General features: G+C 59.0%; 22 protein-coding genes. 2 read left to right on the forward strand and 20 right to left on the reverse strand.

The window, feature by feature from the left end; all coding sequences use genetic code 11:
• From ACSOSP_RS20305 to ACSOSP_RS20345, 9 genes are all read right to left on the reverse strand, one after another.
• Positions 1-375, reverse strand: a complete 375-nt coding sequence (locus tag ACSOSP_RS20305; protein WP_455312690.1) for a CpaD family pilus assembly lipoprotein — start codon at positions 373-375, stop codon at positions 1-3.
• A 10-nt stretch (positions 376-385) separates the two neighbouring features.
• Positions 386-1840, reverse strand: a complete 1455-nt coding sequence (locus tag ACSOSP_RS20310; RefSeq protein ID WP_455312692.1) for a type II and III secretion system protein family protein — start codon at positions 1838-1840, stop codon at positions 386-388.
• A 46-nt stretch (positions 1841-1886) separates the two neighbouring features.
• Entirely contained in the window at positions 1887-2855 is a 969-nt protein-coding gene (gene cpaB / locus ACSOSP_RS20315) for a Flp pilus assembly protein CpaB (protein ID WP_455312693.1), read from the reverse strand.
• Between the two features lie 12 nt (positions 2856-2867).
• The gene (locus ACSOSP_RS20320; protein WP_455312694.1) at positions 2868-3377 is read right to left on the reverse strand and encodes an A24 family peptidase; all 510 of its coding nucleotides are present in this window, start codon (positions 3375-3377) and stop codon (positions 2868-2870) included.
• Between the two features lie 70 nt (positions 3378-3447).
• On the reverse strand, positions 3448-3633 hold the full coding sequence (locus ACSOSP_RS20325) for a Flp family type IVb pilin (RefSeq protein ID WP_455312695.1): 186 nt from the start codon (positions 3631-3633) through the stop codon (positions 3448-3450).
• 312 nt (positions 3634-3945) lie between these two features.
• Positions 3946-4674, reverse strand: coding sequence for a sterol desaturase family protein (locus ACSOSP_RS20330; RefSeq protein ID WP_455312696.1), 729 nt, complete (start codon positions 4672-4674; stop codon positions 3946-3948).
• Positions 4675-5348: 674 nt separating this feature from the next.
• The gene (locus ACSOSP_RS20335; protein ID WP_455312697.1) at positions 5349-8597 is read right to left on the reverse strand and encodes a bifunctional diguanylate cyclase/phosphodiesterase; all 3249 of its coding nucleotides are present in this window, start codon (positions 8595-8597) and stop codon (positions 5349-5351) included.
• Positions 8598-8655: 58 nt separating this feature from the next.
• Complete coding sequence (locus ACSOSP_RS20340; RefSeq protein WP_455312699.1) at positions 8656-9093, reverse strand: phosphate ABC transporter substrate-binding protein; 438 nt, start codon at positions 9091-9093, stop codon at positions 8656-8658.
• Between the two features lie 11 nt (positions 9094-9104).
• Positions 9105-10085, reverse strand: coding sequence for a hypothetical protein (locus ACSOSP_RS20345; RefSeq protein ID WP_455312700.1), 981 nt, complete (start codon positions 10083-10085; stop codon positions 9105-9107).
• A gap of 31 nt (positions 10086-10116) precedes the next feature.
• On the opposite strand from ACSOSP_RS20345, the gene ACSOSP_RS20350 reads away from it, so the two are divergent.
• A complete protein-coding gene (locus ACSOSP_RS20350; protein WP_455312702.1) occupies positions 10117-10338 on the forward strand; it encodes a hypothetical protein in 222 nt (73 codons plus the stop codon).
• 161 nt (positions 10339-10499) lie between these two features.
• Here ACSOSP_RS20350 and ACSOSP_RS20355 read toward each other — a convergent pair whose 3' ends face one another.
• Positions 10500-11465: a chemotaxis protein gene (locus tag ACSOSP_RS20355; RefSeq protein WP_455312703.1), complete on the reverse strand. Its 966-nt coding sequence runs from the start codon at positions 11463-11465 to the stop codon at positions 10500-10502.
• 499 nt (positions 11466-11964) lie between these two features.
• Between ACSOSP_RS20355 and fliM the strand changes: the two genes are divergently transcribed.
• Positions 11965-12963, forward strand: a complete 999-nt coding sequence (gene fliM / locus ACSOSP_RS20360) for a flagellar motor switch protein FliM (RefSeq protein WP_455312705.1) — start codon at positions 11965-11967, stop codon at positions 12961-12963.
• Between the two features lie 124 nt (positions 12964-13087).
• Here fliM and ACSOSP_RS20365 read toward each other — a convergent pair whose 3' ends face one another.
• From ACSOSP_RS20365 to ACSOSP_RS20410, 10 genes are all read right to left on the reverse strand, one after another.
• A complete protein-coding gene (locus tag ACSOSP_RS20365) occupies positions 13088-14149 on the reverse strand; it encodes a maleylacetate reductase (protein ID WP_455312706.1) in 1062 nt (353 codons plus the stop codon).
• Between the two features lie 45 nt (positions 14150-14194).
• Positions 14195-14491 (reverse strand): Dabb family protein, encoded by a 297-nt coding sequence (locus tag ACSOSP_RS20370; RefSeq protein ID WP_455312708.1) that lies wholly within the window; start codon positions 14489-14491, stop codon positions 14195-14197.
• A gap of 150 nt (positions 14492-14641) precedes the next feature.
• The gene (gene mmsB, locus ACSOSP_RS20375; RefSeq protein ID WP_455312709.1) at positions 14642-15850 is read right to left on the reverse strand and encodes a multiple monosaccharide ABC transporter permease; all 1209 of its coding nucleotides are present in this window, start codon (positions 15848-15850) and stop codon (positions 14642-14644) included.
• 1 nt (position 15851) lies between these two features.
• Positions 15852-17381, reverse strand: coding sequence for a multiple monosaccharide ABC transporter ATP-binding protein (mmsA, locus tag ACSOSP_RS20380; protein WP_455312710.1), 1530 nt, complete (start codon positions 17379-17381; stop codon positions 15852-15854).
• A gap of 93 nt (positions 17382-17474) precedes the next feature.
• The gene (gene chvE, locus ACSOSP_RS20385; protein WP_455312711.1) at positions 17475-18545 is read right to left on the reverse strand and encodes a multiple monosaccharide ABC transporter substrate-binding protein; all 1071 of its coding nucleotides are present in this window, start codon (positions 18543-18545) and stop codon (positions 17475-17477) included.
• Between the two features lie 97 nt (positions 18546-18642).
• On the reverse strand, positions 18643-19731 hold the full coding sequence (locus ACSOSP_RS20390; protein ID WP_455312712.1) for a Gfo/Idh/MocA family protein: 1089 nt from the start codon (positions 19729-19731) through the stop codon (positions 18643-18645).
• 24 nt (positions 19732-19755) lie between these two features.
• The gene (iolG, locus tag ACSOSP_RS20395) at positions 19756-20748 is read right to left on the reverse strand and encodes an inositol 2-dehydrogenase (RefSeq protein WP_455312713.1); all 993 of its coding nucleotides are present in this window, start codon (positions 20746-20748) and stop codon (positions 19756-19758) included.
• 41 nt (positions 20749-20789) lie between these two features.
• Positions 20790-21671, reverse strand: a complete 882-nt coding sequence (locus tag ACSOSP_RS20400) for a sugar phosphate isomerase/epimerase family protein (protein WP_455312714.1) — start codon at positions 21669-21671, stop codon at positions 20790-20792.
• 69 nt (positions 21672-21740) lie between these two features.
• Positions 21741-22664, reverse strand: a complete 924-nt coding sequence (locus ACSOSP_RS20405) for an intradiol ring-cleavage dioxygenase (protein ID WP_455312716.1) — start codon at positions 22662-22664, stop codon at positions 21741-21743.
• A 148-nt stretch (positions 22665-22812) separates the two neighbouring features.
• Positions 22813-23727 (reverse strand): LysR family transcriptional regulator, encoded by a 915-nt coding sequence (locus tag ACSOSP_RS20410; protein WP_455312717.1) that lies wholly within the window; start codon positions 23725-23727, stop codon positions 22813-22815.
• Positions 23728-23915 lie beyond the last annotated feature (188 nt).

Raw genomic sequence — 23915 nt, forward strand, 5'->3', positions numbered from 1 at the left:
TCATTTGGCATCGCGCGTCGTGCTCTTGTCGGTCGGAACCTGTTCGCCGGTTTCGTAACGGCGGACCGCGCTAGCCGCGACCGCGGCATTGGCCGGCCCAAGTGGGTGCGGCGCAACCACATCCTGCGGGTGTGCAATCTGTGCAGCGAGATTGGTATAGGTGGCGCAGCCCCACTCCATGCTGGGACGGTGCCAACCTGCGTCAGTCAATACCGACGGACGCGAAAGACCCGCGCAATCGGGCGGCACGACTGCGCGCCCATCAAAACCGAGGGTCGATGCGTCGGGCATGTCGCGCGGAGGCTTAAAGCAGCCGCTAAGGCCAACTCCGAGAGCACAGACGAGGACGAACGTGAGAGGACGTGCAGATTTCATGGCATTGTGCTCAATAAACGTATCCGGCCGCGCCGACGAGACGCGGTTGGCCTGCCGACGATCCTGCGCCGCTCGCCTGGTGATCGAAGCTGTACTCAATGTCATTGCTCGGCGAAACGAGCGACTCGAGCGGCGTGCGCAACTTAGCCGGGTCGGTCGGCTCGACAAGGTACGGCGTCACCATGATGACCAGCTCAGTCTTGTTGTTCTGGTAGTTCGTCGAGGAGAACAGCTTGCCCAGGATCGGAATTGAACCCATGCCCGGCACTTGAGAAATCAGGTCGTTCGTGGTGCTTTGCAACAGGCCCGCAATGGCGAAACTCTGCCCGCTGCCCAGTTCCACTGTCGTGTCCGCGCGGCGCACGCTCAAGCCCGGCACGGTGATGCCGCCGGTGGTCACGCTCACCGTCGGATCGATCTCGCTGACTTCCGGGCGCACCTTGAGGCTGATGCGGTTGTCGCTAAGCACGGTGGGCGTGAAGTCCAGTTTTACGCCGAACTGCTTGAAATCGACCGACACTGCGCCGTTGACCTGCGAAACAGGAATGGGAAATTCACCACCGGCGATAAAGCTGGCCGTCTGGCCCGAAAGCGCCACGAGATTTGGCTCGGCAAGCACGGTAAGGAGTCCCTCCTGGTTGAGCGCATCGACGAGCGCGGTGATATTCGTGTTGCCGGTCTTGAACTGGCCGAACAGCGAATACGCATTGTTGGTCGCGAGATTTACTGGGTAGGTAGTAACGCCACCGCTCGTGATGGGTTGAGCCAGGTTGTAGATCGCCCGGCCGCTGAAGATGCCGGCAAAGAAATTGCCGGCTGCATTGCCGATCGACTGCCAGTTAATGCCTAGCTGCTGCGTGACGTTGCGATCCACTTCCGTGATCCGCACGCGCAATTGCACCTGCAGCGGCCGGTCGATCGTCATGCGGTTGATCAGCACTTCCTTATCGGAAAGATAGGGTGTGACGGCCTGTACGACAGCGTCGGCGTCAGACGCGTTGGAAGCCTGGCCGGACAATTGCAGCGAGCCTTGGCCGCCCGTGATCTGCACATTCAGGTTCGGAAACCGCGCCGCAATCATTGCGCGCAGCGCCCCCATGTCGCGGGCGACCGTTACCGTGCGCTGCATGAGCGTCTTGTTGTTCGGGCCGAGCACGTAGAGCGTAGTAGTGCCACTCTTTTTTCCGAGCACAAATACTGCTCGAGGCGACGGCACGTGCACGTCCGCCACGGCCGGGTCGGCGATGAACACCGACGTCGCGTCTTCATTGAGCCGCACCAGCACGCCCGCGCCCGCGTTGACTTCGAGCGGACCCGTTGCGTTGGCGGGCAGCATCTGCTGCTTCGCATCGACGCCACCAGGCAACTCGGACCGCGCAGGTGCTCCGACTGTTGGAGCTGCGCATGCCAAGGCGCTCGCGAACGCCAAAGCCCCATGGAAAATCAAACTGAACCGCGTTTTCATGACACTTTCCTGATGAATGGACAGGTCCACCGGCTTGCTCACGGCGTTAATGCGCCGAAGCGACTGACGGCAGCGGAGGTGGGCCGTTTGTCGCGCCACCGCCTCCCTGTGCACTGGTCGCCGTTGAATCGCTCGAATCCGAACCTCGATAGATGACCACCGCGCGCGGTACGGCCGGCGCAGACGGAGCGCTCATAGTGTTCGCCTGCTGGACGCGTGACTTAGGCAGTTCGCGCACCGCCCGCGAGATGTCTCCCGCCCAGACGGGCGCTCCCTGCGAGGCGGCCACTACCGGCTCTGCAGTGGTCGTATCGGGGTCGCGCCGAGCGGTTGCAAAGCTGCGCAGCGCGAGCGACAGGCTACCCAGGCGCGCCGCCACCGAGACCACCTCCCCCATCCGCGGTGTCACTTCCAGCGTGACGGTGCGGGCGCGACTGTTCGCATCTGGAGCATCACTCGTCTTGGGCCGGCTGATCTCCGAGCCGACAGCGAGGACCCGCACTTGCTGCACCACCGTCTCGCTCGCAACGGCGAGGTCAGGAGAGTCCGTACGGCGATCCATTTGCTGGGTGAGCAAAAGGTCGACGTAGTCGCCCGGCTGGATCAGGCCCGCGTTACCGGACACGTCATCGACTGCCACCGAGATAGCGCGCATCTCGGGCTTGAGCGTCGCCGCAAGAAAGCCCGGCGAGCTCGGCAGGATGACATCCTCTGGAACCAGCACCGTTCCACTCAGCGCCGGGTGACGCAGGAGCGCGCCTTTCAGTTCGATGGCGTTGGGGGTATCGGCGACGATCGCGTTAGGCGGCACTTCAGCCACTGGCACGTTCTTCCAGCTAAGGTCGTCGTCGCGCAGAAGAAGGCCTTGTGGAAGATCGGCAGCGCTCACGCGAACCTTTTGCGTGTTCGCCGTGGGCGACGACGGGTGCGAAACGCTCGCAATGACCGTGCGCACAATTAGAGCGATCAGGAGAGCGCCTAGGAGGAGCAGCGCAATCTTAATAATTTTCGACATAGGGGCTCCGTCCTATCGCGTCAGAATCAAAGGCAGCAACGCAGGCAGCACGATCACTGTGCCGCCGCCCGCAGCAAGCGCCACGCCGTAAGGCACGCCGCGCGCGCCCGAAAACATGGCGAGCGCCCGCATGGTCGCCAGACGGTGATGCGGGTCAATGTTTTGGGTGGCAAGACTGATCATGGCCACGACTGTGCCGACCACGGAAATAAGGGTTAAGGCAGGCCAGGAAAGATGCAAGCCGGCCCAAAGGAAAATCACTGCAGCCAGCTTCGCATCGCCGCCGCCGAGCATCTTCGCGGCGAACAGTCCGGCGCAGACGAAAAAGACCACAAGAGCCATGGCGAGATGCAAGATAACGTCACCGAGCGAGATGCGAAGGACGAGGGCGTCGGCGAAGAAGAGAACACCCACTGCGAGCACGAGTTTGGTCGGCAGGCGTCGCGAACGAACGTCGATCACCGCCAGCCATAACAGCATACAAAGTACGGCGAGGCGAATGACGAGAGACAGTAGCTGCATGATGGTCGGCAAAATGGGACGTGGAGGGGCGGGAATTCGGACAGGAAGCCGAATTCCCGAACTCGAACGATTAGGCGCCAGTACCCGCAGCAGTGTTGATTTTCGTGAAGAGGGAGGTGAATAGATTTCCTAAGCTGGTGTTGAACGCAGTGCCGACGGCGGTCAGGGCGACTACCACGATGCCGGCCATAATTGCGTACTCAATCGCACTGACGCCACGTTCATTGCGAACAAACACTTTCAGAAATTTGGACATTTTTAGTATTTCCTATACGAAAAAGTAAGGTGTGGTTACGAAGTAACGACTCGCTTTTTTAATCGCAGGCCGCTACCCACGACCCCGGGACTGCTTGTACTCGTTTGCAACGGACGGGGTGTAGGTACACTTATTAACGGCAACCCCGGATGCATCTTTAGGAATACCAATCCCTAAATTTCAAATCGGCAAAAATCACTCGAAACATAAATTCAAGCAAACTTTCGAATGTCGCCTTGCGTTCAAACTGTTTACTAAAATCAAGGCCGCGATTTACGTGTCATAGTTTCTGTTGGCGCACGCCGCCCCCTGCTAATTGCGCCGCCATGGCCACAACAGCGCCTGCATGAGGTTATGCGGCGCGGCACCCGAGCCGAGTCCCACGTCAACGAACTCATCGCGCGCCGGTTGCCGCAGCGTGCCGAAAAGAATGTCCCAAAGCGGCAGCAAGTCGCAGAAATTCTTGTTGTAGTCGCGCTCGTTTCTGGAGTGATGCAGGCGGTGATATTGCGAATGACTGACTAACAAAGAGAAGCGTCGAGGAGAAAAGCGCCAGTTCATATGCGCAAGGTGATGATTTACCAGGAAGACAGTGCCAACCGCCATCCCGACGGTCGCCGGCACGTTGAATACAAGGCCGACCAGTGGATACAGCAAAGTCATCTTGAGTAACGGTTCGAACCAGAAATGCCGATAACTCAGCGTAACGTCGTAGTGCTCGGCGCTGTGGTGCAACTCGTGCATCCTCCACAAAACCGAGAACGTATGCTGCGCCCGGTGAAACAGATATTCCAGGAGATCTGTCATCAATAGCACTGCGAGGAAAGCACACGACCAGCCGAGAGCGCCGGGGGCGAAGGTGATATAACCCACATCTAGTGCGCGGGTAAACATTAATGGAAAACCAAGCAGGAAGGGCCTAAGCCCGGCAATTATCCCGAGCTGGACGACCGTATAGCGAATGTTGAACCACGCGTGTTCCCATGACGGCCGTCGCGCGTGCGGCACACATTTTTCCGTCGTGAGAGCAAGCAGCAACATCGAACCCGCCGTCGCCAGCGATATGAGGAGGTTGGTCGAAATGTCAGCGAACACGTGCGCCAGGTCGATACGGGCGTGCAGGATCCTCATAGCCAGGCCTTTGATGTCCGAAAAGGTAGCGGGATGAACTTCCCGTTGTTATCGGCATATAGCGGGGCAAACTATAGGGTTAAGCCAATCGTATGCCGGTTCGGATCCGTAGTTTTCCGCAGCAGGCGCCAGTCGAAATAAATATGGTGCGTTTTTGAGACGTGCAGTTAAGACTCGACAATGGAACTTTGAATTACGTCGGGTTCCGATTCAACCGCTCGCTGCAGGAATTGGAGAAAACGAACTATGTCCTCGACCTCATCAATGCGTGCCCTATAAACTGCAAGCTTGGTCGCCGGAGCACTAAACATCGCACTTCAACAGCAGATGGGCGCTTTAATCGCGTGCCGGCAGCGGCGAACGGCGTGAATATGCTGAAGCTGAATCTGGTCAAAACCCGTGTGGCGCTGTATCACCCAATAACTCATTTCTAAGTTCGGTTCTGACAAAGACTAAGGTCTTGAATGAAGACCCGACGGGACTTTGTCCTTACACTCGATTTACTGAACAACATCCGTCTGCGGGCAAAGACTAACACTTATCGCCCCCGTCAACGCATCGCGAACGCCCTAACCCGACACCCCCTATCGAGGCACCTCTCCGCCGCCCACATCCGCCGGCCAGCTAAACGGCTCCCTGACCAGTCGTTCCAGCTCGCTCGGCGAGATAGGCTTGCTGTAGTGATAGCCCTGGATTTCGTGACAGTCGTTGTCACGCAGGAAATCAAGTTGCCTTTCCGTTTCGACGCCTTCGGCAATAACCTTGAGATTCAGTTGCCGCCCGAGTGAGATCACGGCCCGCGCGATGGCGCGATTGTCTTCGCCATCAGGCAGGTCCCGCACGAACGACTGATCTATCTTGAGGCGCACGATCGGAAAGTGTTTCAATGCACTGAGACTCGAATACCCGGTTCCAAAGTCATCGATAGACAACCGCACTCCCATGGCCTGCAACTCGGTCATCGTAGCGACCGCGCCGTCGAGATCCTGCATGATGAGGCTCTCGGTCAGCTCGAGCTCGAGATACTGAGCGTCGAGCCCGCTCACGCTCAGCGCATGCGCCACCCGTGCGACCCATTCCTTCTGCTGGAACTGCCGCGCCGAGACGTTGACCGACATGGTCATTGGCGGCATGCCTGCGTCCTGCCAGGCCTTGTTCTGACAGCATGCCGTATGCAGCACCCAGTCGCCGATCGAGACGATCAGCCCCGTTTCCTCAGCCAGCGGAATAAACGTGGCTGGGACGACCGGACCCTCGGTCGGGTGATCCCACCGCAACAGCGCCTCCACGCCGAAAATCTTATTCGTGCGTAAATCGACCTGCGGCTGATACACCAGCCGGAATTCGTCATTCGCCAGCGCATGCCGCAACTGTTCCTGAAGGCGCAGTCTGTCGTGCACCTTGATGTTCATCTCTGCAGTGAACAACTGGTAGTTATTGCGGCCCATCTCTTTTGCGCGATACATCGCCGCGTCAGCGTTCATCAGCAGGGTTTCGGCGTCAGTGCCATCGTTCGGATAACTTGCCAGCCCCATGCTGCATGTGACTTGAAAGGTCTGGCCGTTCAGTTCGATCGGTTCGAGAATCGTGTCGCGAATCTTCTCGATGGCCGCCGTTATGTCTCCGTTGTTCTGCGCCTGGTCGAACAGGACGATCACGAACTCATCACCGCCGAGCCGCACCACGGTATCAGTGCGTCGCACGCATCGCACCATGCGCGTGGCCACCGTCTTCAACAGGTCATCACCGGCGCGATGACCGAGGCTGTCGTTGATCAGCTTGAAATTGTCGAGATCGATGAACACCACCGTCACGCCGCGCTGATAGCGTTGCGCATGCAGCAAAACCTGATTCAGACGATCCGAGAGCAAGGTGCGATTGGGAAGGCCCGTCAACGCGTCGTGATTCGCCATGTGGCGGATGCGTTCCTCTGCCTGGCTACGCTCGATCGCGATGCCGCAAATACGGGTCGCCATTGCAATGGCATGCGCCTCGCCGGCTGTTGGTTCATGAGGATCCCGGACGAATAGCGTCAGTGCGCCAAGCGCGCTGCCGTCGTGTGACAAAATCGGCAGCGCCCAGCAGGCGCCACGATCGTGCATGCCGTAGCCTTCCATCTGCTGGAGCAGGCTCGCGTCCTGTGTCACGTCCGAGATGTACACGGGCTGGCGCAAATGAATCGCGCGACCGCCCGGATCCGCGTCTGGACCAATCACCGAGCCATGAATCTGCTTATGGCAGTGCTCGGCCAGACTAGGCGCAGCGCCCAGCTTCAGGTGCTGGCCGTCTTCGTCGCGCAGGAGCGCGACGCACACCGAACCTGCGATCTGCGACTCCAGCTGCCGCGTCACATAGGAGAGGACTTCCTCGAGCGGCGTGCTGGTGGCGATCATTTCCAACACCCGGTTCTGCTCCGCGCGCCTGACTTCAGCGCGTTTGCGCGAGCTGATGTCGCGCACGATCGCAACCACGCCGTCTTCCACCCGCACGACCTGCCGCTGCAGCCATACCGATGACATCCCGGGTCTCTCGTGTATCCATTCGTGCTCCTCGACAGCAGCCGTCAGCGCGACGCCGACCAATTTGTCAAACATGCCGTCATCGCGACAATGAGGAAACGCAACATCGAGCGACTGACCGACTAACATGCCACGATGCCTGCCTGACAGTTCGGCGCCCCGGCGATTCGTATCGGTAAGCGAAAAATCGACGATCTGGCCGTTAGCTCCACGTTCGCTACGAAAGACGAAAAAGGCGTCCAGACTGGCCTCCGACGCCGCGTAGTAGGTCTCCTGCGCCCGGCGCGCGCGCTGCCGGCTGACAGCCAGCTGCCAGCTCAAGCGGCTCAGCACAAACGCCAGCATGACCAGCACCACGCTGCCGCCGCCGGCCCACAGCAGATAGCCACGCCGGTGCCGACGGAGCTGCGCGACCTGCTCGTCGTGGCCGAGACCCACCATCGCGATCAGCGGAAAGCCGTGCAGCGTGCGCATATTTGTGTAGCGCGGCACCCCGTGATCCCAGGGCTGGATCGAGGCCATACCGGTTGATGCTGCGGCGGCCGCGCGCACGGCAGTCAAAGAGAGGCGCTCGCCCCACGACTGTTGCTCACCCACCTGCTCGGCACGCATGACGCCATCGGTGCCGAGCAAGGCCAGCACGCCCTCTTTGCCCATCCGTGCGTAGTCATAGCTGCTCGTGAAATAGCCGGGGTCTACAGAGAGAATGACGACACCGGTAAAAGCGCCGGCCGCGTTCTGCAGCCGGCGGCTGAAGGTAATTTCGGGGGTCCCCGTGACGGGATCGCGCGTGACCTCGCTCACGAAGGGCATTGGGGCATCATCGACACGATCGCGTTGCGTCCGGAAATAAGGCTCGTCCGCTACCGTCACTGACGCCTGAGGCCGGGTTGCGGCGCCTATCCGGCCGTCAGTGCCGGCAATTGCCACCTTGAACACGATGGCTGGCGGAAGCAGCCCCTTGTCCCGAAGCTCCGGCAATCCTGCGGCCCCTTTCATCTCGTAGGCGTATTTGACCGTCTTTAGCGTCTGGTCGATAAAGACCAGATTGCGCACCATTTGCGCCTGGTAGGTATCAGCGAGTTCGCGACTCAACTCCGCCGCTGCACCCTGGGCAGCGACGTTTTCTGCGCTGATCAGATGGATAACGGTGGTCCAGGTGAGCACCAGCAGCATTGCTGCGAACAGCGGAAACAGGACATAGGCTTCGAGCAGGCGTCGCAGAACGGGACGCAGCGCCATACCCAATCCGATCAAACGGCCGTACGGGCCGCTTGATACGAACTGGGCGTTTGATTCGAGAAGGCTGCGCATACAATCCAGGTTTCGTGTGTCGACGTGCCGCCCCGTGACTGCCAGGGACGGCGTGCGACTAGTGAGGCGTCAGCACTGCCTTGACGCTGGCGTCCAGTTCGCTCCTGTCGATGTAGCCGATCGAATCCGGCTTGGCGACGATCGCTTTTTTTACGGCTGCGGCATCCGGTAGTTCACGCGGAGGCTGGCCCTGCCCTGTGAAGATCAGCTTCGACCAGTACGCTTTCAGTTGCGCCGCCGACTTGCCTGTAACCCTCCTGTAAAACTCTGCGCGGGTCGCGGCGTCTTCTGCCAGGTCGAGCGGAACGGCCGCGCCACCGTGCGGAAAATAGGCGGTGCGACCGAGGAAAATATCCGCCACCTGGCCTTCGCTGAGTTCGGCCAGCGGGTTCGAGGCGGATACGACCACGACCAGCTCGGCCATCGACGCCTGGGAGGTCAACCCAAGCACCAAGCCTAAAAGAACGACCCTGACGTGTTTGTTGGCGATGTCCACGAAGGCTCCGATCAGAAAACGAAGTCGAGAACGGCGCTGAACACGTTGGTGCCGCTGCCGAGCTGGAAATTCGGTTGGAGGTTGGTGAACGAGCCTGTCGAATTCGCGGGCAGCCAGACGTGATCGAATTGAACCTTCAGGTCCATGTTCTTCATGAAGTCCCAGCGCACCCCGGCCGAGATGTCTTTTTGCCCCATGTTGTAGTTCGGAACGAGGGTGGCGTGTCCGAGCGAGTGTGATTCGGAATACGTCAGGAACGGCGTAAACTTGTTGATCCGGTAGCCGCCGGTCACGTAGCCACTCATGTAGCCGGGGGTGAGCTGGTCGACGGTGACGCGTGCGAGTTCTCCTTGCACGAACCACGGCCCTGGGTCGTAATCAACGGCCATGCTGTAGACGTTCGCAGGCAGCTTCGGCTCCAGAACGGCGAGTTTCACATCGGCATGCAGGAAGCCAAAATGCACGGTGAAATCGCGATATTCAATCGTATCGAACGCGCCTACGATGCCCGTACCCGTGGTCCTGATCATTCCCGGATTCACGTGAAAAGCGCTATAGCCGTAGAGCACCCGCACCGTGTTGACCACGTCGTCGAGGCGAAATCGATACGACAGGTCGGCGCCGTCGCTATTCGTGATCGGCACGGTGTTATAGACCTCGGCCGGCACGCGTACCCACGGATTCGCATAGCCCACATCGCGATAGTCGGAGTTCAGGAACGTCGGCAGTTCGATCCTGCCGATGCGCACGCTGAAGTCCGGTGTGAAGGCGTATTTCAGGTTTGCCCACTCGATCTGCGGCACGAACGTATTGTCGTAACGGTGCTGGGACACGACTTGAACGACCGCGGAGAGCTTGTCGGTAAAGCGGCCAATAAGCTGTACGCCGAGCTTGGTGTCATCGGCGAAGTCGTAGGTGCGGCTATGTCCGGCGCCGTTCGGCTCGAACGCCGTGCTAATGAAGTCAGCGCTATCGAGGCTCGAATGTGTCATCCCAAGCGTTCCGAAGCCGCTTAGCGTAAACATGCCTGGCAAGGCAGAGGCGTTCGGCGCGTCGTCAGCGCGTGCGCTGGTCATGCAGGCCAGTGCTATCGCCGTCAGTGATGCGGCGCGTAACGACCTCCGCCCGTTACTGAAGCGCTTCTTCATGGTATTGCCGGTGATATGCGGAATGAATGAGCGGCGCCACCTGACAACCGATGGCCGGCCTGCTTTAGATATTCTGATTAACGGCCGCTGCTATTAAACCTTGAGACCCATGGGCTAGACGGCTCTGAGCGCCGTCCTGGCGGTCGGCGCCACCGTTGCGCGATCGGCTACGTGCCAGGGAGTCGCCTCGCCAAGGCGGAAATAACCACGGACTCCGTTAAACACCACTCCTGTTCTTCCAGCGACCAGAGCCTCGAATCAGGCTGCGACAGCATGCCCCAGCGTTTCACGCAGCACCGTGGCTAGCTCGTGCGCGACGAACTTGGAGATATACGCATCGGCGCCCACTTTTCTCACGTGTTCCTCGTTGGCGGATCCCGACAACGACGAATGGATCACGACCGGGATCGATCGGAGCGCGGCGTTACCCTTGATCTTGCGAGTCAAGGTGAAGCCATCCATTTCCGGCATCTCGAGGTCTGTCAAGACGAGTGCGATTTCGTCACTGACTGCGCGCCCCGATGCCTGTGCGCGTTTTTCGGCTGCGTCCAGCATGTTCCACGCTTCGAGCCCCGTCTTCGCCATGATGAACGGCAAGCCCATTGCAGTCAGACTCTGCTCAATCAAGCTGCGCGCTACACCCGAATCATCAGCGGCGAGAATCTTGGCGCCCCGCGCAATAGTGACGCGGCCGACGCTAGCCTCGGTAATGTCCGGCTCGCTTCCCGGAAGCACGTCGCGCAAAATCTGCTCGACATCGAGCAGTTGAGCCAGACGCGAGCCGTCTACGTTTCCATCGAGACGTGCGATGCTGGTCACGGTCTTGCCACTCGAATGCGCCTCCGCAGACAGCACCTGATCCCATTCAAGCCGCACGATGTCATCGACCTCTTCGACCGCAAAGCCTTGGGTCGTCCTGGCAAACTCCGTGACGAGCAGGATGCGTGGTTTTCCCTTCGGTGTACAACCCGTCAGCCTGGGCAAGTCGATGACAGGAATGATTTGCCCGCGAATATCAGCAATGCCGAGGATGTTGTCCGACGCGCCTGCGACGACCGTATAGGCCGGCATCTCGATGATCTCCCGCACCTTGAACACGTTGATGCCGTACAGTTCGCGCTGCGTCGAGTTGGGTGCTTCGCCAAGGCGGAACAGGAGCAGTTCGAAGCGGTTGTTTCCCGCCAGGTTGGTCCGTTGCTCAACGTCATGCTGGGAACTACTCATCTGATTCGCCTCGATTCTGTGCAGCATGACCGATTGTTCGGAGCACGCTTCGATATAGTTGATGACGCAGCTTTCTTCCGTAAGCAAGCGTTAGTCGAACTTCAAATTCCATTGTTCAGACGTTTGCCACTTAACCATTGCTTCATATGTGTTAACGACACATAGTCCGGCAGCTTGATTTTTGATTTTCTTAAGACCCCTCAGGTTTTCCCTATGAGGCGCCCTTGAGGGCTCGGCGTCTGGTTGTCCGCCATACCCACGTATTTCCGCCAAGCGGAGCACAACACCCGCATGGCCGCCCAAGGCGGTGAACTAAGCCACAATCGCGCCTCTCTTTGCGGCCTTGCGATTCCTGCACTAGGCTAAGCTCGGCTTACGCTGCATATGAAGGACCGGCAGCGCATTGAATTAAGGACGTGCTGCAAAAGGGACCTGCCTTACCCCGAAGCGACAAAGTACCGTTTTAGAAAATCGCGACCAATCAAATCAAAGGGCGGGAATGGGCCACGAAGAATTCATGTCTCAGGAGGAGGTCGATGCGCTGCTGAAGGGCGTCACCGGCGAGACCGACACGGTTGTCGAGCAAACCTCTTCGTCGGTCCCGCGTCCCTACAATCTGTCCGCCCAGGAGCGGATAGTGCGCGGCCGGATGGCAGGTCTTGAAATTATCAACGATCGCTTCGCCCGCCTCCTGCGCGGCGGGATCTTCCACTTGATGCGCCGCACCGCGGAGATATCGGTCGGACCGATCAAGGTTCAAAAGTACAGCGAATTTACGCGCAACCTCCCCATTCCGACCAACCTGAACCTGGTGCATGTCAAACCGCTGCGCGGCACTGCGCTCTTTGTGTTTGACCCGAACCTGGTGTTCTTCGTGGTAGATAACCTGTTTGGTGGCGACGGGCGGTTTCACGTTCGTGTAGAGGGGCGCGAGTTCACCGCCACTGAACAGCGCATCATTGGCAAGCTGCTCGACGTGGTGTTTGAACACTACATGGCCTCGTGGATCAACGTACGCCCCCTGACCCTGGAGTACGTTCGATCAGAGATGCATACGCAGTTCGCGAACGTGGCGACACCCAATGAGATCGTCATAGTCACCGAGTTTTCCATCGAGTTTGGTACGACAGGGGGAACGCTCCACGTTTGCCTGCCGTATTCAATGATCGAGCCCATTCGTGATTTGCTGTTTTCACCGCATCAGGGAGAGACGCTTGACGTCGATGAGCGATGGGGGCGCGTGCTCGCCACGCAATTGCAGGCGGCCGAGTTGGAGGTGACAGTCGATCTCGTCGACATACCGACGACGTTCGAGAAGCTCCTGAGCATGCGCATAGGCGACGTGATTCCGATCAACCTCGGCGAATACGTCACCGCCAAAGTGGACTCCGTGCCGGTCATGGAGTGCGGCTATGGAATTTTCAATGGCCAGTACGCGTTGCGCGTGAACAGGATGATCGCTTCAGAACAGGCATTGAAGGCGGTGGTGGAATATTAGCCCTGCTGATGATTCGACGCGTGGAGACCAGCGCGAGGCCTGAGAAGAGCAGCAGGAGCGGCTCCGTCCTCCGCGGGGACAGCAAAACATGCCTTTATTTCAGATATCCCGCCCTGCCGGTGTCTCACGGACAAGGTCGACTTCCCTGCCAGGCGCGCTGGAGCAACTCTCGAAGGGGAGCAGCCTCCACGGGACGCGGGTTCCAGTATGGATTCGACATTGCTATCTCGCACGCGTAATCGAGGTCGGCCTCGTTCAGTCCAATCTCACGTAACCCTCGTGGCACACCAAGTTCCTGGCTCAGTTCATACAACCCATCTGCGGCCGAGTTCACGTTGAGTGCCCGCGCAATTCGTGTCATTGCGTCCGCTGCGACGACGCTGTTGTAGGCGAGCGCATGGGGAAGAACAATCGCATGCGTTTCCGCGTGCGGCAGGTTGAACGTGCCGCCGAGCGTGTGGCACAGCTTGTGATGAAGCGCCATGCCGACGTTGCCCAAAACCATCCCGCAAAGCCACGCACCATAAAGGCACTCACTGCGCGCCGTGTTGTCCCTGCTGCTCTTCTTCAAGCCGCGAAGCCCATTCGCAAGCGCGCGGATTCCCTCTTCCGCCATCAGGGACATCACCGGGTTTCCGTCTTTTGCATACAGCCCCTCGGCAGCATGTGCAATGGCGTTAAGGCCGCTCACGAACGAGAGATGATCCGGCAAACCGACCGACAACTCCGGGTCGTAGAGGACCGTTTTCGGAAGAACCTTGAGGTCGCGCCCGGTCCGCTTTAGCCCACCCTCGGTTATCCCGTAGATCGGCGTCATTTCCGACCCCGCATAGGTCGTCGGAATGGCGATGATCGGCAAGGCCGACTGGAGCGCGATGGCCTTGCCGAGGCCGATGGTTGAGCCTCCACCGATCGCCACCGCACAATCCGCGTCAACCGCGTTCGCATACTCCCGTGCACGGCGGACGTTTTCAATGGGGACATGCATCTGCGCCCCATCAAAGACTCCGGCACTCGACGAACCGAGAAGGCCTGAAACAACCTCGGCCTGCGCTCTCTGCTCCGGCGTGCACAGAACCAGCGCCCTCCGCGCTCCCAGCTTCTCGACTTCCTGCTGGACGAGCTTCATGCTGCCGGCGCCGAACACCACCCGCGAGGCATGCGTCGTGTAGGTAAATTGGTACATGAGACTGGAGTTCCCTATCGTTCCCATTGTTTCATGGTCGCCGGATCAGAGGTAATCGACCTGGTGCCGGGCGATACGGCTGTCCCCAATCACCTGCTTGACCCGCAGATGTTCCGGATGAGAAGCGTATGCCTCCAGCGATTCAGTATCCTCGAACTCCGTGTAGAGCACGACGTCGCAGGCGTAGTCAACCCCGCTCACATCCACCCCGACTTCGAGTTTCGCCAGACCCGGAATTTTTCCGATCAGGCTTTCAAAGGCGCTCTTCACCAGTTGAGCCGTTTCCTTTTTTTGCTCGGGCGACTCGCCGCGAACATCCCACATAACGATGTGCTTAATCATCTCGATTCCGTGTTGACTGCTGAAGCCCGTATGAATTTTGCTTAGATATCCCTATTTATGGATGCTTCATTCGGGTTCGCCAGGTACTCTGCCGTTGAAATTGGCTGCTTCACGTCCGCACCAACTTTCTGCACGTTCAGAAGCCGAAGCTCAGGCCTTGTTCTTGTTGTAGACATCAACAAAGACCGCCGCGAGCAACACCACTCCCTTGATCACCTGCTGATAGTCAACGCCAATGCCCATGATGGACATTCCGTTGTTCATGACACCCATGATGAAGGCGCCTACTACCGCACCAACCACCCTCCCCACGCCACCAGAAGCAGACGCACCGCCAATGAAGCATGCTGCAATCACATCGAGTTCAAAGCCCGTTCCGGCTTTAGGCGTGCCGCTGTTCAAGCGCGCCGCGAAGATGAGGCCGGCCAATGCAGCCAGGACGCCCATATTCACGAAGGTGAAAAAGCTGATTGCCGGCACGCTGACCCCTGACAACCTGGCCGCCTTGGCGTTGCCACCCACTGCGTAGACACGGCGGCCAACGGTGGTGCGGTTCATCACGAACGTGTAAACACCAATCAGGACGCCCATGATGACGAGAACCGTCGGCAGGCCGCGATATGAGGCAAGGATGGTGCAGAGGAAAACAATCAGGCCGGTGAGGATGACGTTCTTCGCGACAAACATCGAGAACGACCCGCTACCCATGCCGTGTTTCGTCGCACTCGCGCGGTGTCGAAGCTCAATCACGAAAAAGAGCACGCCCACCAGGGCCCCAAGCAGGACGGACGTGATGTGCAGATTCTGCCCGTGAAAGACGTCGGGAATGAAGCCTGAACTAAAAGCCGCGAACGCGTCGGGGAAAGGCCCAATGGATTGCCCCTGCAACACGAGGTTTGTCAGCCCGCGAAACACCAGCATGCCGGCCAGCGTGACGATGAACGATGGCATCCGCCAGAACGCAATCCAGTAACCCTGGACGGCGCCAATCAACGCACCGGTGAATATGCAAATGACGGTGGCCAGCACGTAGTTGACATTGAACTGCACCATCAGCACCGCTGCGAGTGCGCCCACCAGTCCGGCGGTCGAACCAACCGAGAGGTCGATGTGACCCGCAACAATCACCATCAGCATGCCGAGGGCCATGATGACGATGTAACTGTTTTGAAGTACCAGGTTCGTCAAATTGAGCGGCTGCATCAACACGCCGCTCGTCGACATCTGGAAGAACGCCATGATGACGATCAGCGAAATCAGCAGTCCGTATTCACTGGCGCCCCGCTTGAGCACCCGGACGATTTCGCCATGTTTGATCCCGGCGTCCTGCGGCGCCGCCGGTGAGAGTGTCTTACGCATTTTAGATGCCTCCATTTCGCATGATTGCCCGCATGATCTTCTCCTGCGAGACTTCCTCTGCGGTGAACTCGCCGACGAAGCGGCCTTCGTTCATGACATAGACGCGGTCGCACATGCCAAGAAGCTCCGGCATTTCCGAAGAAATCATGACGACGCACTTGCCCGCTTCAACCGCTTGATTGATGATGCTGTAGATTTCGTACTTCGCTCCCACATCAATACCGCGCGTGGGCTCGTCCAGGATGAGGACTTCGGGTCCGGAAAACAGCCACTTGCTCAGCACGACTTTCTGCTGATTGCCGCCAGAAAGATTGGCCACAACATGGGTTCCTCCCTGGGCCCGGATACGGAGCTTCTTCAGGAATTCCCCCGCGACCCTTGCTTCTTCGTGTTCGTTGATAACGCCGAGACTCGACACACCCGCGAGATTCGCCAATGTGATGTTTCGCTGGATGTTGTCGTCAAGGAGCAGGCCGTTTCCCTTGCGGTCTTCGGTCACATACGCGAGACCCGCCTTGATGGCCTTCTGTACCGAAGAAACGTCTACCGGCTTCCCGTGCATGAGCACCGTTCCGGAAATGTCCTGACCGTACGTTCCGCCAAAGACGCTCATCGCAAGCTCGGTCCGTCCGGAACCCATGAGACCGGCAATGCCCACGATTTCACCCTGACGCGCCTTGAGGTTGACACCCTTGATGACGGCGCGCTCGCGCTGGGTCGGATGCTGTGCGCGCCAGTCCCTGATTTCGAAAATCACCTCGCCGATCTTCGGCACACGCTTGGGATAACGGTCAGACATCTCACGCCCGACCATCGCCTTGATGATGCGGTCTTCACTCACACTTTCGGCCTTGCAGTCGAGCGCATCGACGGTCGAGCCGTCGCGGATGACCGTTATGCCGTCGGCCACGCGTGAGATCTCGTTCAGCTTGTGCGAAATGATGATCGACGTCACTCCACGCGCCTTCAGCTCCAGCAGGAGAGTGAGCAGCGTGTCGCTGTCCTTTTCGTTGAGGCTTGCCGTAGGCTCGTCCAGGATCAGCAGACGGACCTCTTTGGACAATGCCTTGGCAATTTCCACAAGCTGCTGTTTGCCGATGCCGAGCGTGCCCACGGGGGTATCGGGCGAGTCGGTCAGACCCACCTTCGCCAGCAGGTCGCGGGCAATGGACCGGGATCCCTGCCAGTCGATAACACCGCGCTTCGACTGTTCGTTCCCCAGGAAGATGTTCTCGGTAATCGAGAGCATGGGCACGAGTGCGAGCTCCTGATGGATGATGATGATCCCCACGTGCTCGCTGTCGGAGATATCCGAGAATGCACGATCTTCACCGTCGTAGACCACATTGCCCTCGTAAGAGCCGTGTGGGTAGACGCCGCTCAGGATCTTCATCAACGTCGACTTGCCCGCGCCGTTCTCGCCGCATATGGCGTGAATCTCGCCTTTGCGGACTTTAAGACTGACGTTGTTCAGGGCTTTGACCGCGCCAAAGCTCTTCTGGATTTCGTTCATCTCCAGAATGGTTTCCATCGTCGTACTCCTCGGGTTGCTCGTGTGCACAGCGTGTCTGTGTGGTGCCGGGCGGCTGCCGCGCGCCCGGCGCCCACGAAGTTCAAGACACGGTCACTTCAACTGCGCCTGCGTGTAATAGCCGCTCGTGACGAGCTCCGGCTGCCAGTTATCCTTATCGACGAGGATGGGCTTCACGAGATACGTAGGAACGATCTTGGCGCCGTTGTTGTAGCTCTTCGTGTCGTTCACAGGCACGGGCTTGCCAGTCAGCGCGTCGTCCACGATATCGGCCGTGACGCTAGCCAGCTTGCGCGTATCCTTGAACACGGTCGTCGTCTGGTCGCCGCGTATGATTCCCTTGACGTTCTGCAGGTCCGCATCCTGTCCCGTGACGATCGGCATAAGCTGTTGCGCCGAACCATACCCGACACCCTTGAGCGAGGAAATCACGCCAATCGCGATAGCATCATTCGGTGTCCATACTGCATCGAGCCTGTTGTTGCCATAGAAGGCGCTCAGCAGATTGTCCATGCGGGCCTGGGCCGTGGCGCCATCCCAGTTGCGCGTGGCGACTTTTTCGAACTCCACCTGCTTGCTTCGAATCACGAACTTGCCGCTGTCGATATACGGTTTCAGTACCGACATCCCTCCGGCATAGACCATATGCGCGTTATTGTCGTCCGACGAGCCGCCGAACACCTCAACGTTGAACGGGGTCTTGCTTCCCTTCTTCTGCCAGGTAGCGACAATGCTCTGAGCCTGCAGGACACCCACGCCGTAGTTGTCGAACGTGGCGTAGTAGTCAACGTTCCTGGTCTGGCTGATCAGGCGGTCGTACGAGATGACCTTGATGCCCTTCTGTTGCGCAAGCGCCAGGGTGTCGGAAAAGGTCTTGCCGTCGATCGGCGCAATCACAAGCGCTTTGACGCCCTTGGCGAGCATGTTCTCGACCTGATTGACCTGGGTCGGGACGTCATAGTTGGCGTACTGGAGATCGGCGGAATAGCCCTTCGCCTTCAGCGCGTCGACCATGCTCTTGCCATCGGTAATCCACCGCGATTCCGTCTTGTCCGGCAGCGAAATGCCAATCACACCCTTGTCCTGCGCGTAGGCGGATACGGACACCGCAGACAATGCAATCGAAGCGGCCACGGCCACAGCGACGTTCTTGATGATGTTCATGGTGTTGTCTCCTAATAAGGATTACATAATTTACTTCTGACTTTCTGCAGCCAGTATTTGGTGGCCGGCCCCGAAAAGGAGGCCGGCCGCGACCTTTCTACCCGATAAAGATTTCTGCACCCGCCTGTTTCGACGAAGCGAACATGGTCTCGATGACGCGGCTGATGTTGTACGCCTGCGTGGCGGGAACAACCGATGGCGTGCCGTTACGAAGCGCTTCGAAAAAGGCATCCGATTCACGGTCGAAGTAAACCGGGTTGCCGATTTCAGCAATATCGGGCGAATATTCGGTCTTCTTCGTGGCCCATATTTCGGGGAAGCTCGTTTCCTGCCATTCGGTCCATCCTTGCGGATAGGCGCCCTTGCCCGCGTCGTAGATCTTGTAGCTCGACGGCAGCGAACGGGACGACATGATGCCTTCGGTGCCGTATGCCGTGATGTCCCAGCTTTCGGTCCACGGCAGCACGTCCCACGACATGAAGTCGATCACCACAATCTTGTCTTCGTAGTTCAGCACCGCGCCCGCGGCATCCTCGCGCGACTCGTCGCCATGGAAGTTCGGGAACTTCGTGATGCGCGCGTTGACACTTCGCGGCATGCCGAAATGCAGCAGGATGCGGTCGATCAGGTGGCAACCGATGACGAACACGGCGCCCCCGATATCACCGGGCTGGGTCATGTGAGCCGTACCCGCCTCGTCGTGTGAGCAACCGCCGTGCGCACGCACCTGCACCACTTTCCCGAGGCGGCCGCTCGCAAGTGCTGCCTGCATGGCGTCGACCGACGGAGCAAAGCGCCAGCAGTAGCCAACCTGTACGAGACCGCCCGTGCGCTCGACCGCTTCGACGATCCGTTTGGCATCCGCAGAGCCGCGCCCCGCGGGTTTCTCGCACAGGACCGACTTGCCTGCCTCAAGTGCTTCAATGGTCAGCTCGGCCATCTTCTCGCTCTTCGAATGCACGAGCACGACATGCACATTCTCGTCAGCCAGGATGGCTTCTTTCGTCCGCGCTTCGAGGCCGAGCGCATCCACGAACGGCTTGAGCAGCGGACTGGTGTCCCATGCGCCAAGCATCTTCGCGCCGCGGCGGCGCTGGATCGCCTTGACCCGTCCGGATGTGTGGGGATGGGTCACGCCAAGACATGCCACGCCTATCGTTTCGTTGGGGTCGATCTTTCGCGTCATGATTTGTCTCCTCCTGATGATGAGTTACACCTTGACCGATTTCCCTGATACCGCGGACTCAAGCGCACAGTCGGCCAGGCGCAGCGCCTTCAGGCCGTCCTGCACCGATGTCGGCAGGGGCGAATTGGTACGCAGCGCTTCGACAAACGCTTCGAGTTCACCCTTGTAGGCAGCTTCATAGCGCTCAAGGAAGAAGTTGAGCAGGGGTTCGCGCACATCGGTCGCCTCCTTCGTCCAGCGACGGATTGTGGAAGGCCGAAGGTTCTCCTGAAGGAGCATGCCCTTGGAGCCTGAGACTTCCATGCGCTGGTCGTAGCCGTACACAGCCTCGCGACAGCAGTTGATATGGCACTGCTTGCCCGATGCGGTCCGCAGCTGCACCATGACCGTGTCGAAATCGGAGAGTTCGACGAGCGATGAGTCGACGAGCCGGCTCGCGAACGCCATCACTTCCACCGGCTCTTCGCCAAGCAGCCAGCGGGCCATATCGAGGTCGTGGATCACCATGTCGCGGAAGATGCCGCCGGAGTGTTCGACATAGTCGCGGGGAGGCATGCCCGGATCGCGACTGGAGATGACAACCTGGCGCACCTCGCCCACATCGCCTGCGTCGATCGCCTTGCGGAAGGCCTGGGACGTCGGGTCGAAGCGGCGGTTGAACGCGAGCATCACGCGGCCGCCGAGGCGCTCGACCTCGCTGGCGGCTGCGAGCGACTTTTCCATGTCCAGGTCGATCGGCTTTTCGCACAACACAGCCTTGCCGTTCGCCACGGCTTGCAACATGAATGTGATGTGCGTGTCCGTCGGCGTGCCAATCACCACGGCATCGATGTCGTTGCGCTCGAGGACAGCCGAGCAGTCCGTCGACGCTTCGCAGCCGAGCCGTTCGGCGAGCGACGTGGCTGCCTCCTCGAAAGGATCAGCGACCACGACCAGCTTCGCGTTCGGGCTAGCGGCAACGTTGCCGGCGTGAATACGGCCAATGCGGCCGGCGCCGAGTACGGCGATTCGAATCATGTCAGTCTCCAGGAATACTTTGTGGTTTAGGGTCGGGAGCTTCAGGCGGAAGTCGCGCTTTTTGCCGAGAACTGCGCAATGGTGGTGTCGTAGGCGCGCTTTGCCATCTCGTCGAGCGGCAACTTCCGGTGCGACTCGGAGATCAGTTCCACACCGTAGTAAGGAAGCGTGCAGCCAGCTTCCTGCAGCGCATTAATAAAGGCGGGGCAGTCGCCTGCACCTTCGCCACAAAGCTGGCGGTGAAAGCTTGAATCCTCGAACAGCGTCCCTTTAACCTGCGCGCCTACGTCGTCCAGCTCTACTCCCTTGATAAAGCGCGCCGGGATTCGGGCGACCTCGGTGTAGGGGGTGCCTGCGCGTGCTACGTGCCAGTAGTCAACCATCAGGCCACCGTTGGGTTGGTCGGCGCCTTCAGCAATCGTCAGCGCGTCTGCGATATTCCGGATGCGGGAAAAAGGCATGAACTCGATTGCGACCGTTGCTTCAACCTTCGCCACGTCTTCGCAAAGTTTCGCGAATTCGTCGGTCATGCGTTCAAAGTCGACCGGACTTTCATCGAAGGGGTTCGCGCCTATTTTCAAATTGCGCATGCCAAGTTCGCCGCCCAGTTCGATGACACGGCGACGGCACGTATCCGATTTAACGCGCGCCTCGCCGTCGAGGTACCAGTCCATGAGAATTTCGAGTTCGAAGTACTTCATGCCCGTGTCGTCCAGAATCTTCCTGACGCCGGAGAGCCCGTATTTCTCGATGCTGTGCTCCAGGTCATCGAGGATGAGGCCGATGCCGCTCCAGCCCGCACGCGATGCCGCTTCGCAGCGCTCTCGCAGCGGGAATGGACTGATTTCAACCGGTCCACACGGATAGACGTCGCCGGCAAGAGTCCAGTACGCCGCTATCAGTTCGATATCTTTGCCGCTCATTTCAGTTTTCTCCCGTAGTTCAAGTTCGTTCAGGACGTTCGACGACGTGTATTACCGCGAGCTGCGCAATCATGCGATTGGCAGCGCCGGATTCGTGGAGGTCGCAAGAGTAAAATCCCACGTCACCGACCAATAGGGCGCCTTGAAGCCGATTTCACGCGCGGCATCCGGGTCATCAATCTTGATGAATTCGGCGATGAGTTCGCGCTTGACGCCGAAGACCGTGTCCTCGGCGAGGTACGGGCAATCCGGTGTGAAAATATGAGTGATGACGGGGTCAAAGCCAGGCGCGGTCACGATGAAGTGCAAGTGAGCAGCCCGGTTCGGATGTCGACCGATTGCGCTCAGGAGCTTTCCGACCGGCCCGTCCGACGGAATCGGATAGTGGCGCGGCTTGACCGACTTGAAGCAGTAACGGCCCTCGGCATCCGAGCTGAACACACCGCGCAGATTCGAGTCCGGCTGGATCCCTTTTTGCTGGACGTCGTAGAAGCCTTCATCATTGGTCTGCCACACCTCGAGCTTCGCGTTCGGAATGGGTGTGCCCTCGATGTCCGTCACGCGACCGGCCACGACCAAAGGTTCACCCTTTGCGTCCAGGCAGATGTTCGCGCCGTTCTCATACTCAGGTGCATTCGCGACGTAAAAGGGCCCGAGAATCGTATTGGGCGTCGCCCCGCTCGGCCGGCGGTGATTGATTGCGTCAACGAGCATCGAGACGCCGAGGATGTCCGACAGCAGGATGTACTCCTGCCGCCAGTCGGTACACATCTGACCGGTTTCGGTAAGGAACCGGATCGCGGCAAACCAATCTTCGTGCGTGGGTTCGATTTCCTTTACCGCAGCATGCAGATGCTTGACCAGGATCGTCATGACCTTTTGCAGCCGTTCGTCAGCACCCTGACCCATGCGAGCATTGACGATTTCAGCCGAACGCGTTTCATCGAAATACGATGATAAGGATGGCGAATCAAATGCCCTTGAATGTTGCATGAAGCGTCTCCTTCAATATTGTCACCAGCTTTGAGACAAGTCTATATTCCCCGAAGTCGGCAAAACAGAGCTGAAAAGGGAATCTCTTTCGCGCAGACTGGGAAAGTGCGAACAGGCAGGCGGCATTGCCCACTCTCCCGCGCGCGCATCACGCGGTCCAGTGCCGCTCGTACTCGTTCTGCTGAAACCGCTCGACGAGCGCGTCGATAAAGAGGCGAACCTTCACCGGCATATGCGCCCGGGTCTGGAATGCAATATTGATGGTGAGGCGTGGCAGGTCCCAGTCATTGAGCACCGGAACCAGGCGGCCGGCCTTGAGGTCGTCATACACGATGTACTTGGGCTGCACGAGAATGCCCATACCGTCGAGCGCGGCGACCCGAAGTATCTGGCCGTCGTTGGATTCGAGAAGAGGCTTGATCTTGACGAGAACCGACTCTCCCGGCCGGCAAAATGCGAGCTCACGCGGATTGTCGGCGAGTCCGTAGTTCAGTACCTTGTGCCTGGCCAATTCAGCCGGCAAGCGCGGCGAACCATTTGCTTCGATATACGAAGGAGTCGCAACCAGTATTCGCCGCGTTGCAGCGAGCCGCCTGACCGTGATGTTGCTGTCCGCCTCGAGCACCTTGGTACGGACGGCGACGTCGATGCCATTCTCGATGATATCGTGGTACCTGTTCGCCGCCACAACATCCACCGTGATCTCAGGATAACGCGCTGTAAACTCCGAAAGCATGGGTGCGATGTGCAGCATGCAGAACGAGAGCGATGCAGTGACGCGAAGTACACCGCTCGGTCGTACCGTAGCATCCTTGATGACCGACTCGGCTTCGCCGAGATCAGCCAGGATGGACTTGCATCGCCTGTGAAACTCTGCCCCAGCCTGTGTGAGATAGAGATTGCGTGTCGTCCTGCGCACGAGCTGGACAGCAAGCCGGGTCTCCAGCGAGATCAGGTAACGGCTTGCCGCGGATATGGAAAGATCTACAGCCTCCGCAGCCCGGCTGATACTGCCCGTTTCGGCAACCTCGACGAACAGCTGCAGTTCCTTGAACTGATCCATCCTGTATCACCCTACTTTTCTGCCAGGTTCCGTCGCGCGACGAATCGCACAGGCGCGCAATTATCAAGAACCTCGCTCGGCCGCCTGTTTGTCTTTGACAGGCAACAATACGGCGTTCCTTCAATCGCTGAAGGACACAAAGACATCAAAAAACCATCAACCAAGGCGTTTACCCGAATCTGGCGGGA

Source organism: Caballeronia sp. KNU42, from assembly GCF_053760385.1.

Bases quoted from the DNA above. Each gene is read 5' to 3' on its own strand.
- iolG (WP_455312713.1), bottom strand. From the start codon at position 20,748: ATGATTCGAATCGCCGTACTCGGCGCCGGCCGCATTGGCCGTATTCAC.
- ACSOSP_RS20350 (WP_455312702.1), top strand. From the start codon at position 10,117: ATGCCTGGCAAGGCAGAGGCGTTCGGCGCGTCGTCAGCGCGTGCGCTG.
- ACSOSP_RS20325 (WP_455312695.1), bottom strand. From the start codon at position 3,633: ATGTCCAAATTTCTGAAAGTGTTTGTTCGCAATGAACGTGGCGTCAGT.
- ACSOSP_RS20370 (WP_455312708.1), bottom strand. From the start codon at position 14,491: ATGATTAAGCACATCGTTATGTGGGATGTTCGCGGCGAGTCGCCCGAG.
- ACSOSP_RS20345 (WP_455312700.1), bottom strand. From the start codon at position 10,085: ATGACACATTCGAGCCTCGATAGCGCTGACTTCATTAGCACGGCGTTC.
- mmsA (WP_455312710.1), bottom strand. From the start codon at position 17,381: ATGGAAACCATTCTGGAGATGAACGAAATCCAGAAGAGCTTTGGCGCG.
- fliM (WP_455312705.1), top strand. From the start codon at position 11,965: ATGGGCCACGAAGAATTCATGTCTCAGGAGGAGGTCGATGCGCTGCTG.
- ACSOSP_RS20365 (WP_455312706.1), bottom strand. From the start codon at position 14,149: ATGTACCAATTTACCTACACGACGCATGCCTCGCGGGTGGTGTTCGGC.
- ACSOSP_RS20355 (WP_455312703.1), bottom strand. From the start codon at position 11,465: ATGAGTAGTTCCCAGCATGACGTTGAGCAACGGACCAACCTGGCGGGA.
- ACSOSP_RS20390 (WP_455312712.1), bottom strand. From the start codon at position 19,731: ATGACGCGAAAGATCGACCCCAACGAAACGATAGGCGTGGCATGTCTT.
- chvE (WP_455312711.1), bottom strand. From the start codon at position 18,545: ATGAACATCATCAAGAACGTCGCTGTGGCCGTGGCCGCTTCGATTGCA.
- ACSOSP_RS20320 (WP_455312694.1), bottom strand. From the start codon at position 3,377: ATGCAGCTACTGTCTCTCGTCATTCGCCTCGCCGTACTTTGTATGCTG.
- ACSOSP_RS20305 (WP_455312690.1), bottom strand. From the start codon at position 375: ATGAAATCTGCACGTCCTCTCACGTTCGTCCTCGTCTGTGCTCTCGGA.
- ACSOSP_RS20310 (WP_455312692.1), bottom strand. From the start codon at position 1,840: ATGAAAACGCGGTTCAGTTTGATTTTCCATGGGGCTTTGGCGTTCGCG.
- ACSOSP_RS20335 (WP_455312697.1), bottom strand. From the start codon at position 8,597: ATGCGCAGCCTTCTCGAATCAAACGCCCAGTTCGTATCAAGCGGCCCG.
- mmsB (WP_455312709.1), bottom strand. From the start codon at position 15,850: ATGCGTAAGACACTCTCACCGGCGGCGCCGCAGGACGCCGGGATCAAA.
- ACSOSP_RS20405 (WP_455312716.1), bottom strand. From the start codon at position 22,664: ATGCAACATTCAAGGGCATTTGATTCGCCATCCTTATCATCGTATTTC.
- ACSOSP_RS20410 (WP_455312717.1), bottom strand. From the start codon at position 23,727: ATGGATCAGTTCAAGGAACTGCAGCTGTTCGTCGAGGTTGCCGAAACG.
- ACSOSP_RS20400 (WP_455312714.1), bottom strand. From the start codon at position 21,671: ATGAGCGGCAAAGATATCGAACTGATAGCGGCGTACTGGACTCTTGCC.
- ACSOSP_RS20330 (WP_455312696.1), bottom strand. From the start codon at position 4,674: ATGTTGCTGCTTGCTCTCACGACGGAAAAATGTGTGCCGCACGCGCGA.
- cpaB (WP_455312693.1), bottom strand. From the start codon at position 2,855: ATGTCGAAAATTATTAAGATTGCGCTGCTCCTCCTAGGCGCTCTCCTG.